This is a genomic window from Ramlibacter sp. JJN2-2R (genome assembly GCF_057747835.1).
Genome location: NZ_CM173226.1, coordinates 2,170,844 through 2,183,400 on the forward strand (window position 1 = coordinate 2,170,844; position 12,557 = coordinate 2,183,400).

The following is a 12,557-nucleotide window of genomic DNA, read 5'->3' on the forward strand; positions in this document are numbered from 1 at the left end:
CCGCATGAACTCCAACGACCTGCAGACCCCGGCCGACGAGGCCCCCGCCCCCGACGACAAGGACAAGGCGGGCGTGCCCCCGGCGGCGCAGGCCGGGGCGCGCCCCGCCGACGCCGAGCGTGAGGCGGGGCCCGACGCCGCCGACGAAGGCTACGAGGGCGATGACGACGACGACGGCGATGACGACGATCGGCCGCGCGCGCCGCGCCCGCCCGCGCCGCCGGCCGAGCCGATCCGCTTCGAGGACGTCGTCTCCGGCAAGTTTGACGCCGACGAGCAGAGCCCCGAGGTCACGCTGGGCAAGCGCGTGCTGGCGCCGCAGGCCGAGACCCCCAAGCTGCACAAGGTGCTGGCCCAGGCCGGCCTGGGCTCGCGGCTGGAGATGGAACAGCTGATCATGGAAGGGCGGATCTCGGTCAACAACGAGCCCGCCCACGTCGGCCAGCGCATCCAGTTCGGCGACCAGATCAAGGTCAACGGCAAGCCGATCCGGGTGCGCATCGCGCCCCCGCCGCCGCGCGTGATCGCCTACCACAAGCCCGTCGGCGAGGTCGTCACCCACGACGATCCGCAGAACCGGCCCACCGTGTTCCGCAAGCTCCCGCGGCTGCAGCAGGGCAAGTGGCAGTCGGTCGGCCGGCTGGACCTGAACACCGAGGGCCTGCTGCTGTTCACCAGCAGCGGCGAGCTGGCCAACCGCCTCATGCACCCGCGCTTCGGCCTGGAGCGCGAGTACGCGGTGCGCGTGCTGGGCGCGCTGTCCGCCGAGGAAAAGCAGCGCCTGCTCGAGGGCATCGACCTGGACGACGGCAAGGCCCAGTTCGGCTCCGTCGAGGACGGCGGCGGCGAGGGCGCCAACACCTGGTACCGGGTCACGATCTCCGAAGGGCGCAACCGCGAGGTGCGCCGCCTGTTCGAGGCGCTGGGCCATGCGGTCAGCCGCCTGATCCGCATCCGCTACGGCGCCATGGTGCTGCCGCGCGGGCTCAAGCGCGGCGCCTGGATGGAGCTGGACGAGCGCGACATCCGCGCGCTCACCCAGGCCGCCGGCGGCACCCCCGGCGGCGAGCGGCCGCGCGGCGATGCCGACGGCGCCCCGCGCAACCGGCGGCGCGGCAACCGCGGCAACGGGCCGCGGCCCGACGGCGGCCAGTCCCGCGCGGGCGGCCAGCCCGGCGGCAAGGGCGGCGGGCAGGGCGGCGGGCAAGGCCAGCAGCGCCGCAGCGGCAACAAGGAGCGCGGCGGCGGCGCGGGCGCCCAGCCCGATCCGATGAAGACCTCGTTCGGCTACATCGGCGCCGACAGTTTCATGCGCCAGCGCCAGGGCGGCGGGCCCGGCGGCCCCGGTGGGGGCGGCCAGCGACGCGGTGGTCCGCGGCGCAACAACCGCGGCGGCGGCGGCCGCTGAGCCACCACGCATCGCAAGGACCGCGCCCGGCGGTTTAAAATCACGGGCTTTGTCGAACTTTCCCGCCCGCGCCGGCCCTAAGGGGCTGCGGCGCCGGCGGCTCCCCCTTCACAACTCGCAATCCAGGAACCAGCATGGCGATCGAACGCACCCTCTCCATCATCAAGCCCGACGCAGTGGCCAAGAACGTCATCGGCCAGATCTACGCGCGCTTCGAAGGCGCGGGCCTGAAGGTCATCGCCGCCAAGATGGCCCACCTGTCGCGCCAGGAAGCCGAGCAGTTCTACGCCGTGCACAAGGCCCGCCCGTTCTTCAAGGACCTGGTGGACTTCATGATCTCCGGCCCGGTGATGATCCAGGTGCTGGAAGGCGAGGGCGCGATCGCCAAGAACCGCGAACTGATGGGCGCCACCGACCCGAAGAAGGCCGAGAAGGGCACCATCCGCGCCGACTTCGCCGACAGCATCGACGCCAACGCCGTGCACGGCTCCGACGCGCCCGAGACGGCCGCCGTCGAAGTGGCGTTCTTCTTCCCCGGCATGAACGTCTACTCGCGCTGAGCGGGTAGTCCCCCATGCGATGACGACGGCCAACCTCCTCGATTTCGACCTCGACGGGCTGGCCGCGTTCTGCGAAACGCTGGGCGAGAAGCGCTTCCGCGCCACCCAGCTGTTTCGCTGGATCCACCAGCGGGGCGCTCGTGACTTCGACCAGATGACCGACCTGGCGAAGTCGCTGCGCGAAAAACTCAAGACGACCGCCCGCATCGAGGCGCTGCCGGTCATCACCCAGCACGAGTCGGCGGACGGCACGATCAAGTGGCTGTTCGACGTGCGCGACGGCAACGCCGTCGAGGCGGTGTTCATCCCCGAGGACGACCGCGGCACGCTGTGCGTGTCGTCGCAGGCGGGCTGCGCGGTCGGCTGCCGCTTCTGCTCCACCGGCCACCAGGGCTTCTCGCGCAACCTCACCACCGGCGAGATCGTCGCCCAGCTGTGGTTCGCCGAGCATTTCCTGCGCGGGCACCTCAAGACCGGCGAGCGCGTCATCTCCAACGTGGTGATGATGGGGATGGGCGAGCCGCTGCAGAACTACTCGGCGCTGGTGCCGGCGCTGCGCACGATGCTGGACGACCACGGCTACGGCCTGTCGCGCCGCCGCGTCACGGTGTCCACCTCCGGCGTGGTGCCCATGATCGACCGGCTGGCGCAGGACTGCCCGGTGGCGCTGGCCGTGTCGCTGCACGCGCCCAACGACCCGCTGCGCGACAACCTCGTGCCGCTCAATCGCAAGTACCCGCTGGCCGAACTGCTCGATGCGTGCAACCGCTACCTGGCGCACGCGCCGCGCGACTTCATCACGTTCGAGTACTGCATGCTCGATGGCGTCAACGACACGCCCGCGCACGCCCGCGAGCTGGTCGACCTGGTTCGCCGCCATGGCGGCCGCGGCATCAGCTGCAAGTTCAACCTCATTCCCTTCAACCCGTTCCCGCAGTCGGGCCTGACGCGATCGCCCAACACCCACGTTGTCGCGTTCGCGAAAATCCTGAGTGATGCTGGTATCGTCACCACCGTGCGCAAGACGAGAGGTGACGACATCGACGCCGCATGCGGGCAACTCGCCGGCGACGTCAAGGACCGAACCCGGGTGGGCGAGCGCATCGCCCAGCAGCGCACCGTGATGCTCCGACAGGTGCCGGCAGCCGCAGCTGCCAAGGAGGGTTGAATGTTCAAGCGGTGTGGTGCGCCCCTGGGCGTGCTGGTGGCCATGGTGCCGTGGGCGGGTCTGCTCGCCACGGCCATGGTGGTGTCCGGATGCGCGGGCGGGCCGACGGCGGAGGCCCCGCACGACAGCCTGGTCACGGAGTCGGACGAGCCCGAGGGCCGCAAGCGCGCCCGCATCCGCATGGAGCTCGCGGTGGGGTACTTCGAGCAGGGCCAGACCAGCGTCGCCCTCGACGAGCTCAAGCAGGTCATCGCGGCCGACCCGACCTATCCCGACGCCTTCAACCTGCGCGGGCTGATCTACATGCGCCTGAACGACCTGCGGCAGGCCGAGGACAGCTTCCGGCGCGCCGTGGCGCTCAATCCGCGCGATCCCAACACGCTGCACAACATCGGCTGGCTGCAGTGCCAGCAGCGCCGCTTCGACGAGGCCGATCGCACCTTCGAGCAGGCGCTGGCCAGCCCGATCTACCGCGAGCGGGCCAAGACGCTGATGGCGCAGGGCCTGTGCCAGGCGCGCGCCGGCAAGGCCAGCAGCGCCGAGCACTCGCTCGCCAAGGCGTGGGAGCTGGACGAGGGCAATCCCATCGTCGGCTACAACCTCGCCAACCTGCTGTACGCGCGCGGCGCGGCGCCCCGCGCCCAGACCTATATCCGCCGCCTGAACAACAGCGACCTGGCCAACGCCGAGACGCTGTGGCTGGGGATCAAGGTCGAGCGCAAGCTCGGCGACCAGGTCGCCGCCGCGCAGCTCGGCGAGCAGCTGAAGAAGCGCTTCCCGCAGTCGCGGGAGGCGGGCGCCTACGACCGCGGAGCGTTCAATGAGTGAGGGGATGGCCGTTGCGGGCCCGACGGCGGGCGCGCTGCTGCGCCGGGCCCGTGAAGCTGCCGGCCTGCACGTGGCCGCGCTGGCGGTGTCGCTGAAGGTGCCGGTGCGCAAGCTGGAGGCGCTCGAGGCCGACCGCCACGAGGAACTGACGGACGCCGTGTTCGCCCGGGCGCTCGCCTCGAGCGTGTGCCGCACGCTCAAGGTCGACGCGCAGCCGATCCTCGAGCGCCTGCCCCAGACGAGCGCCCCGCGCCTGGTGACCGATCGCGAAAGCCTGAACGCGCCGTTCCGTGCGCCCGGCGATCCGGTCGCTCCCGGCTGGGCCGACCAGCTCACGCGCCCCGTCTTCCTGGCCGTCTTCGCACTGCTGCTCGGCGCGCTGGTGCTGGTGTTCCTGCCGGGCATCCGGCGCGAGGAGGGCGCCGCCGCCAAGGCGCCGGTGACCGCGGTGGCGCCTGCCGTCGGCATGACCGCGCCCGCCCTGGCGCCGGTGCCGTCGGCGAGCGAGCCGGCCCCCGCGATGGTGACCGAGGCCGCCGTCGCCGTCCCGCACCCGGTCGCGTCCAGCGCCGTCGTGTCCGTCACCGCCGTGCCCACGGCCGCGCCCGTGCCGGCGCCCATGGCCGCGCCGGCCTCGGCGGCGCGGGCAGTGGCGCCTGCCGCCGCGGCCGCTTCGTCGCCGGTGGCCGCCGCGCCCGCCGCGGCCGCCAGCGGCATCATCCTGTTCAAGGCCAGTGGCCCGTCGTGGGTCGAGGTGACCGACAGCCGCGGCAACGTCGCGCTGCGCCGCCTGCTCGCCGCGGGCGAGACCGCCGGCGCCTCCGGCGCGCCGCCCCTGGCCGTCACCGTGGGCAGCGCCAACGCGACGAAGGTGGAGGTGCGCGGCAAGCCGTACGACCTGGCCGCCGTCGCCCGCGACAACGTGGCCCGTTTCGAGATCAAGTAGTCCAATCCATGAACGAACCCTGCCTGCCGATCGCGCCCGCGGCCCCCGCGGCACGCCGCTCGCGCCAGGCCCGCGTGACCTGGGGCTCGCGCGTCGTCACCGTCGGCGGCGATGCCCCGGTGCGCGTGCAGTCGATGACCAACACCGACACCGAGGACCCGATCGCCACCGCGATCCAGGTCAAGGAACTGGCGCAGGCCGGCTCGGAGGTCGTGCGCATCACGGTCAACACGCCCGAGGCGGCCCGGCAGGTGCCCTACATCCGCGAACAGCTCGATCGCATGGGCGTCGACGTGCCGCTGGTGGGCGACTTCCACTACAACGGCCACCGCCTGCTGACCGAGTTCCCGGACTGCGCGCAGGCGCTGTCCAAGTACCGCATCAACCCCGGCAACGTCGGCAAGGGCGACAAGCGCGACCGCCAGTTCGGCCAGATGATCGAGGCCGCCATGCGCTGGGACAAGGCCGTGCGCATCGGCGTCAACTGGGGCAGCCTCGACCAGGACCTGCTGGCCTCGCTGATGGACGACAACAGCCGCCGCGCCGATCCCTGGGACGCGCGCAGCGTGATGTACGAGGCGCTCATCACCTCGGCCATCGAGTCGGCCAAGCTGGCCGAGTCCATGGGCATGGACGGCAACCAGATCATCCTGTCGTGCAAGGTCAGCGGCGTGCAGGACCTCATCTCGGTCTACCGCGAGCTGGCGCGCCGCTGCGACTATCCGCTGCACCTGGGCCTGACCGAGGCCGGCATGGGCACCAAGGGCACGGTCGCCTCCAGCGTCGCGCTGGGCATCCTGCTGCAGGAGGGCATTGGCGACACCATCCGCGTGTCGCTCACGCCGCAGCCGGGCGAGTCGCGCACGCAGGAGGTGGTCATCGCCTCCGAGATCCTGCAGGCGCTGGGGCTGCGCACCTTCGTGCCCAGCGTCACCGCCTGCCCGGGCTGCGGCCGCACGACCAGCACCACGTTCCAGGAACTGGCCAAGCAGATCGACGACCACCTGCGGGCCAACATGCCGCTGTGGCGCAACCGCTACCCCGGCGTCGAAAAGCTGCGCGTCGCGGTGATGGGCTGCATCGTCAACGGGCCCGGCGAGAGCAAGCATGCCGACATCGGCATCAGCCTGCCCGGCACCGGCGAGGCGCCGGCTGCGCCCGTCTTCATCGACGGCGAGAAGGCCCTGACCCTGCGCGGCGAGAACATCGCCGCCGAGTTCCACCGGATCGTCGAGAACTACATCGAAAAGCGCTTTGCCGCCGACGCGCCGGCGCGCTAGGCCGCGTCCGCCGCACGGCATCAGGAAGGGCGGGCTGCGTTCGCAGCGGCGCCGAAACACGATTGAACATGGCTGACAAACTGAGTGCCGTCAAGGGCATGAACGACATCCTGCCGCCCGACTCGGCGCGCTGGGAATGGCTCGAGGAGAAGGTGCGCGGGCTGATGGGCCGCTACGCCTACCGGATGATCCGCACGCCCGTGGTCGAACCCACGCAGCTGTTCGTGCGCGGCACCGGCCAGACCACCGACATCGTCGAGAAGGAGATGTACTCCTTCGAGGACCGCCTGAACGGCGAGCAGCTCACGCTGCGGCCGGAGAACACGCCCGGCGTGGTGCGCGCCGCCATCGAGCACAACCTCACGTACGACGGCGGCAAGCGGCTGTACTACATGGGCCCGATGTTCCGCCACGAGCGGCCCCAGCGCGGCCGCTACCGCCAGTTCTACCAGCTGGGCGCCGAGGTGCTGGGCCACCCCGGCCCCGAGGTCGATGCCGAGCTGATGCTGCTGGCGCACCAGCTGTTCACCGAGCTGGGCCTGCAGGACATCCGGGTCGAGATGAACAGCCTGGGCGTGCCGGTGGAGCGGCAGGCCCACCGCGCGGCCCTGGTGGCGTACTTCGAGCAGCACCGCGACGTGCTCGACGCCGACGCCCAGCGGCGCCTGCATGCCAACCCGCTGCGCATCCTGGACACCAAGAACCCGGCCATGCAGGAGATGGTGCGCGGCGCGCCGCAGCTGCTGTCGTACCTGGGCGAGGCTTCGCTCAAGCACCTGGACGCCGTCAAGGAACTGCTGGACGCCTGTGGCGTGCGCTGGAGCATCAACCCGCGCCTGGTGCGCGGCCTGGACTACTACAGCCACACGGTGTTCGAGTTCATCACCGACCAGCTGGGCGCGCAGGGCACGCTGTGCGGCGGCGGCCGCTACGACGGCCTGTTCGAGGTGCTGGGCGGCAAGCCCACGCCCGCCGTCGGCTGGGGCATGGGCCTGGAGCGCGTGCTGGAGCTGCTCAGGGAGCAGGGCGCGGCCGCCGCGGCGCCCGCGCCCGATGCCTACGCCATCGTGCCGGACGCGCAGGCGCTGCCGCTGGTCATGCGCACCCTGCAGGCGCTGCGCGGCGCCGGCGTCTCGGTGCAGATGCAGGCGGCGTCGGCCGAAGGCATGGGCAGCATGAAGTCCCAGTTCAAGAAGGCCGATGGCAGCGGCGCCCGCTACGCGCTCGTCTTCGGCGGCGACGAACTGGCCGCCGGCGAGGTCACCGTCAAGGCGCTGCGCGACGGGCAGGGCGCCCAGCAGCGCCGTGCGCTGGCCGCCGCGGCCGACTGGGCGGCGACGCTGCGCCACTGAAGCCGCCGGGCCCTGGCGCCCGGCTCACTACAATCCCCGGCTGCCCGACCTTGCGGCAGAACGAGCACCCTTCATGGCATCCCACCTCGATCTCGAAGAACAGGAGCAGCTTGACCAGCTCAAGCACTTCTGGAACACCTACGGCAACCTGATCTCCTGGTTGCTGATCGCCGTGTTCGGCGCCGTCGCCGCGATGAACGGCTGGCAGTACTGGCAGCGCACCCAGTCCGCCAAGGCGTCGGCGATCTACGACGAGGTGGAACGCGCCGTGCAGTCCGGCGACCTGGCGCGGGCCGAGCAGGGCTTCGCCGATGCGCGCGACAAGTACGGCAGCACCGTGTTCGCGCAGCAGGCCGCGCTGCTGGTGGCGCAGGCCGCCGCCGACAAGGGCAAGGCCGACACCGCCAAGGCGGCGCTCTCGTGGGTGGCCGACAAGGCCCCGGACGAGGGCTACCAGGCCATCGCGCGCCTGCGCCTGGCCGCGCTGCTGGTCGATGCCAAGTCGTACGACGAGGCGCTCAAGCAGCTGCAGGGCCCGTTCCCGAACGAATTCGCCTCGCTGGTGGCGGACCGCCGCGGCGACGTCTACAACCTGCAGGGCAAGAAGGACCAGGCCAAGGCCGAGTACACCAAGGCCTACCAGGCCATGGACGAGCAGGCCGAGTACCGCCGCCTGCTGGAGGTCAAGCTGACGGCGCTGGGCGTCGATCCGAAATCGCTGGCGCCCGACACCAAGGGCGCCGCCGCCGGGAGCGCCAAGTCATGAGGACGGCCGCCATCCACCCGTTCTGGCGCTGCGCGGGCGCCCTGGCCGTGGCCACCGCGCTGGGCGGCTGTTCGATCATGCCGCAGCTGTCGTGGCCCTCGTGGCTGGGCGGCAGCGGCGAGAAGGCCAAGCCCGCCGAGCTGCCGCCGAACCCGGCGTCGCTGCCGGTGCGCCAGGCCTGGTCGGCGCGCCTGCCCAACGTCACGTTCCCGCTGTCGGTCACGGTCAACGCCGGGCAGCTCACCCTGGGTGCCAGCGACGGCACGGTGGCGGTGCTCGACGCCGCCAGCGGCCGCGAGGCCTGGCGCGCGAGCGCCGGCGCCCCGGTCATCGCCGGCGTGGGCAGCGACGGCACGCTGGCGGCCGTGGTCACGCAGGACAACAACCTCACCGCACTGAGCGGCGGCAAGGTGCTGTGGCGCCAGAAGCTCGCCGCGCAGGCCTACACCGCGCCGTTCGTGGCGGGCGCCCGCGTGTTCGTGCTCGCCGCCGACCGCTCCGTCTCCGCGTACGACGGCCAGACGGGCCGCAAGCTGTGGACCCAGTCCCGACCCGGCGAGCCGCTGGTGCTGCGCCAGTCCGGCGTGCTGATGGCCGTGGGCGACACCCTGGTCGCGGGCCAGGGTGGCCGGCTCGTCGGCCTGAACCCGAACAACGGCTCGGTGCGCTGGGAAGCCCCGATCGCCTCGCCGCGCGGCACCAACGACGTGGAGCGCCTGGTCGATCTGCTCGGGCCTGTGTCGCGCCTCGGCACCTCGGTGTGCGCCCGCGCGTTCCAGGCGGCCGTCGGCTGCGCCGATGCGAGCCGCGGCACGCTGGTGTGGTCGCGTCCCGCCAACGGCGGCACCGGCATCAGCGGCAACGACGCCATGGTGGTTGGCGCCGAGTCGGACGGCCGCGTGGTCGCCTGGCGACGCGACAACGGCGAGCGCCTGTGGACCAACGACAAGCTGCTGCACCGCGGCCTGACCGCCCCCTTGCTGGTGGGCAATTCGGTGGCCGTCGGCGACGCCACCGGCCTGCTGCACGTCCTCTCGCGCGAGGACGGCAGCGTCGTCAACCGCCTGCCCACGGACGGCTCGCCCATCGTGGCGGCGCCGGTGGTGGCGGGCAACACGATGGTCGTGGTCACCCGCAACGGCGGGGTCTACGGCTTCGTGCCGCAGTAACCCATGGCCCCCACGCCTGCCTCTCGACGTGCCGCGCTGCCCCGCGAGGGGGGCCGCGCGCCCGGCGGCTGCCCGTCGGCGCTCAACTAGGCGTTCCCCATGAAACCCGTGATGGCCCTGGTGGGCCGCCCCAACGTCGGCAAGTCGACGCTCTTCAACCGGCTGACCAAGTCGCGCGACGCCATCGTCGCCGACTTCGCGGGGCTCACGCGCGACCGCCACTACGGCAACGCCAAGCACGGCAAGCACGAGTTCATCGTCATCGACACCGGCGGCTTCGAGCCGACCGCCGAGACGGGCATCTACAGCGAGATGGCCAAGCAGACGCGGCAGGCCGTGGCCGAGGCCGACGTCGTGGTGTTCGTGGTCGATGCGCGCGGCGGTCTCTCCGCGCAGGACCACGACATCGGCAACTACCTGCGCAAGCTGGGCAAGCCCACCGTGCTGGCGGCCAACAAGGCCGAGGGCATGACCGAAGGCGTGCAGCTGACCGAGTTCTACGAGCTCGGCCTGGGCGAGGTGCACCCGGTGTCGGCCGCGCACGGCCAGGGCATCCGCACGCTGGTGGAGATCGCGTTCGAGCACCTGAACCTGCCCGACGAGGACGAGGAGGCCGCCGCCGAGGAGGAGGGTGTCATCAAGCTCGCCGTCGCGGGCCGCCCCAACGTCGGCAAGTCGACCCTGATCAACACCTGGCTGGGCGAGGAGCGGCTGGTCGCGTTTGACCTGCCGGGCACCACGCGCGACGCCATCTCGGTCCCGTTCGAGCGCGGCGGCCAGAAGTTCGAGCTGATCGACACCGCCGGCCTGCGCCGCAAGGGCAAGGTGTTCGAGGCGATCGAGAAGTTCTCCGTGGTCAAGACGCTGCAGGCCATCGAGTCGGCCAACGTCGTGCTGCTGCTGCTGGACGCCACGCAGGGCGTGACCGACCAGGACGCGCATATCGCCGGCTACATCCTGGAGAGCGGGCGCGCGGTGGTGATCGCCATCAACAAGTGGGACGCGGTCGACGCATACGAGCGCGAGCAGGTGCAGCGCCAGATCGAGGCGCGCCTGCCGTTCCTGAAGTTCGCCGCGCTGCACTTCATCTCGGCGAAAAAGCGCCAGGGCCTGGGCCCGGTCTGGCAGTCCATCGCGCAGGCGCACAAGGCGGCCATGACCAAGATGTCCACGCCGGTGCTCACCCGCCTGCTGCAGGAGGCGGTGCAGTTCCAGGCGCCCAAGCGCGCCGGCATGTTCCGCCCCAAGCTGCGCTATGCCCACCAGGGCGGCATGAACCCGCCGGTGATCGTGATCCACGGCAACTCGCTCGAGCACGTCACGGACGCGTACAAGCGCTTCCTCGAAGGGCGCTTCCGCAAGGAGTTCGACCTCATCGGGACGCCGCTTCGCATCGAGATGAAGACCTCCAAGAATCCGTACGCGGACAAGGAGTAGGGGCAACGCCCCGATCCGGAGCGCGCCCTTGAAGCGGCGCCGCGCGGGCCCATGTGGGGTGAATTGGCGCAAGCCTACTTGCACAGCTGGGTTGCTGTGGTAAGGTGCAAGTTCCTAAACACACCACAGAACACGGAGAATATCGTGAGCAACAAAGGGCAGCTACTACAAGACCCGTTCCTGAACACGCTGCGCCGCGAGCATGTTCCGGTCTCGATCTACCTGGTCAACGGCATCAAGCTGCAAGGCCAGATCGAATCCTTCGACCAGTACGTCGTCCTGCTGCGCAACACCGTGACCCAGATGGTGTACAAGCACGCCATCTCCACCATCGTCCCCGGCCGGGCCGTCAACTTCCAGGCTGCCGAGAGCAGCGAAGCCGCCGCCAGCTGATCGCGGGCGGGCGCCCGGCGCGCCTGACCCCCGCCGGGCATCTCCTCGCAGACTTCCCGGATTCCCGTTGCCAGAAGCACAAGCCAGTCCCACCGCCCCCGCCATCCTGGTCGGGGTGGACCTCGGCCTTCCCCATTTCGATGCCGAGCTCGACGAGCTCGGCGAACTCGCCCGCACCGCCGGGCTGGAGCCCGTCGGGCGCATCACCGCCAAGCGCAAGGCGCCCGATGCCGCGCTGTTCGTCGGCAAGGGCAAGGCCGACGAGATCAAGGCGCTGGCGGCCGAGACCGGCGCCACCGAGGTGCTGTTCGACCAGTCGCTCAGTCCCGGCCAGCAGCGCAACCTGGAGCGCCACCTCGGCCTGGCCGTCAACGACCGCACGCTGCTGATCCTGGAGATCTTTGCCCAGCGCGCCCGCAGCCACGAGGGCAAGCTGCAGGTCGAGCTGGCACGCCTGCAGTACGTCAGCACGCGGCTGGTGCGGCGCTGGTCGCACCTGGAGCGGCAGACCGGCGGCGCCGGCGTGCGCGGCGGCCCGGGCGAAAAGCAGATCGAGCTGGACCGCCGAATGATCGGCGACGCCATCAAGCGCACCAAGGACCGGCTCGACAAGGTCAAGAAGCAGCGCGCCACGCAGCGCCGCCAGCGCGACCGCCAGGGGGCCTTCAACATCTCGCTGGTCGGGTACACCAACGCCGGCAAGAGCACGCTGTTCAACGCGCTGGTCAAGGCGCAGGCCTATGCGGCCAACCAGCTGTTCGCCACGCTGGACACCACCACCCGCCGCCTGTACCTGGATGACCTCGAGGGCGTGAAGGCCGGCCGCTCGGTGTCCCTGTCCGACACGGTGGGGTTCATACGCGACCTGCCGCACGGCCTCATCGATGCGTTCCAGGCCACGCTGCAGGAGGCGGCCGATGCCGACCTGCTGCTGCACGTGGTCGACGCCGCCAATCCGCACCACCCGGAGCAGATCATGGAAGTGCAGCGCGTGCTGCACGAGATCGGCGCCGGCCAGGTGCCCCAGGTGCTGGTGTTCAACAAGACCGACGCGCTGGATCCCTCGCAGCGCCCGCGCCAGCGCAGCGATGTGTTCGAGCTCGAAGGCACCCCCGTGCGCCGCCTGTTCGTGAGCAGCCGCACTGCGGACGGGCTGCCCGAGCTGCGCCGCGAACTGGCCGAACGCGCCGCGCGGGCGGAACCCCTGCCCGAGGCGGGGACGCCGGCGCACGAAGCGCCCGCCTGATTGG

The 12,557-nt window shown here is 71.2% G+C and carries 12 protein-coding genes; all 12 read left to right on the plus strand.

Annotated features, from left to right (window positions below):
• The first annotated feature begins 4 nt into the window (after nt 1-4).
• Nucleotides 5-1,408: a pseudouridine synthase gene (locus AC3ANR_RS10650; protein ID WP_488288083.1), complete on the plus strand. Its 1,404-nt coding sequence runs from the start codon at nt 5-7 to the stop codon at nt 1,406-1,408.
• A 134-nt stretch (nt 1,409-1,542) separates the two neighbouring features.
• Nucleotides 1,543-1,968 carry a nucleoside-diphosphate kinase gene (gene ndk / locus AC3ANR_RS10655; protein WP_488288084.1) on the plus strand — a complete coding sequence of 142 codons (426 nt, stop codon included), beginning with the start codon at nt 1,543-1,545 and terminating at the stop codon, nt 1,966-1,968.
• Between the two features lie 19 nt (nt 1,969-1,987).
• Nucleotides 1,988-3,136, plus strand: a complete 1,149-nt coding sequence (rlmN, locus tag AC3ANR_RS10660) for a dual-specificity RNA methyltransferase RlmN (protein WP_488288085.1) — start codon at nt 1,988-1,990, stop codon at nt 3,134-3,136.
• Nucleotides 3,137-3,964 carry a type IV pilus biogenesis/stability protein PilW gene (pilW, locus tag AC3ANR_RS10665; RefSeq protein WP_488288086.1) on the plus strand — a complete coding sequence of 276 codons (828 nt, stop codon included), beginning with the start codon at nt 3,137-3,139 and terminating at the stop codon, nt 3,962-3,964.
• Between the two features lie 4 nt (nt 3,965-3,968).
• On the plus strand, nt 3,969-4,910 hold the full coding sequence (locus AC3ANR_RS10670; RefSeq protein ID WP_488288087.1) for a helix-turn-helix domain-containing protein: 942 nt from the start codon (nt 3,969-3,971) through the stop codon (nt 4,908-4,910).
• A gap of 8 nt (nt 4,911-4,918) precedes the next feature.
• The gene (gene ispG, locus AC3ANR_RS10675) at nt 4,919-6,190 is read left to right on the plus strand and encodes a flavodoxin-dependent (E)-4-hydroxy-3-methylbut-2-enyl-diphosphate synthase (protein WP_488288088.1); all 1,272 of its coding nucleotides are present in this window, start codon (nt 4,919-4,921) and stop codon (nt 6,188-6,190) included.
• A gap of 68 nt (nt 6,191-6,258) precedes the next feature.
• Nucleotides 6,259-7,542 carry a histidine--tRNA ligase gene (gene hisS, locus AC3ANR_RS10680; protein ID WP_488288089.1) on the plus strand — a complete coding sequence of 428 codons (1,284 nt, stop codon included), beginning with the start codon at nt 6,259-6,261 and terminating at the stop codon, nt 7,540-7,542.
• 73 nt (nt 7,543-7,615) lie between these two features.
• Nucleotides 7,616-8,308: a YfgM family protein gene (locus AC3ANR_RS10685; RefSeq protein WP_488288090.1), complete on the plus strand. Its 693-nt coding sequence runs from the start codon at nt 7,616-7,618 to the stop codon at nt 8,306-8,308.
• Entirely contained in the window at nt 8,305-9,477 is a 1,173-nt protein-coding gene (bamB, locus tag AC3ANR_RS10690) for an outer membrane protein assembly factor BamB (RefSeq protein ID WP_488288091.1), read from the plus strand. Before AC3ANR_RS10685 ends, bamB begins: the two co-directional genes overlap by 4 nt.
• Nucleotides 9,478-9,576: 99 nt before the next feature.
• On the plus strand, nt 9,577-10,914 hold the full coding sequence (gene der / locus AC3ANR_RS10695; RefSeq protein ID WP_488288092.1) for a ribosome biogenesis GTPase Der: 1,338 nt from the start codon (nt 9,577-9,579) through the stop codon (nt 10,912-10,914).
• 144 nt (nt 10,915-11,058) lie between these two features.
• A complete protein-coding gene (gene hfq / locus AC3ANR_RS10700) occupies nt 11,059-11,307 on the plus strand; it encodes an RNA chaperone Hfq (protein WP_488288093.1) in 249 nt (82 codons plus the stop codon).
• A gap of 67 nt (nt 11,308-11,374) precedes the next feature.
• Complete coding sequence (gene hflX, locus AC3ANR_RS10705; RefSeq protein ID WP_488288094.1) at nt 11,375-12,553, plus strand: GTPase HflX; 1,179 nt, start codon at nt 11,375-11,377, stop codon at nt 12,551-12,553.
• Nucleotides 12,554-12,557: the final 4 nt, after the last annotated feature.

Bases quoted from the DNA above. Each gene is read 5' to 3' on its own strand.
- AC3ANR_RS10650 (WP_488288083.1), top strand. From the start codon at position 5: ATGAACTCCAACGACCTGCAGACCCCGGCCGACGAGGCCCCCGCCCCC.
- ndk (WP_488288084.1), top strand. From the start codon at position 1,543: ATGGCGATCGAACGCACCCTCTCCATCATCAAGCCCGACGCAGTGGCC.
- rlmN (WP_488288085.1), top strand. From the start codon at position 1,988: ATGACGACGGCCAACCTCCTCGATTTCGACCTCGACGGGCTGGCCGCG.
- pilW (WP_488288086.1), top strand. From the start codon at position 3,137: ATGTTCAAGCGGTGTGGTGCGCCCCTGGGCGTGCTGGTGGCCATGGTG.
- AC3ANR_RS10670 (WP_488288087.1), top strand. From the start codon at position 3,969: ATGGCCGTTGCGGGCCCGACGGCGGGCGCGCTGCTGCGCCGGGCCCGT.
- ispG (WP_488288088.1), top strand. From the start codon at position 4,919: ATGAACGAACCCTGCCTGCCGATCGCGCCCGCGGCCCCCGCGGCACGC.
- hisS (WP_488288089.1), top strand. From the start codon at position 6,259: ATGGCTGACAAACTGAGTGCCGTCAAGGGCATGAACGACATCCTGCCG.
- AC3ANR_RS10685 (WP_488288090.1), top strand. From the start codon at position 7,616: ATGGCATCCCACCTCGATCTCGAAGAACAGGAGCAGCTTGACCAGCTC.
- bamB (WP_488288091.1), top strand. From the start codon at position 8,305: ATGAGGACGGCCGCCATCCACCCGTTCTGGCGCTGCGCGGGCGCCCTG.
- der (WP_488288092.1), top strand. From the start codon at position 9,577: ATGAAACCCGTGATGGCCCTGGTGGGCCGCCCCAACGTCGGCAAGTCG.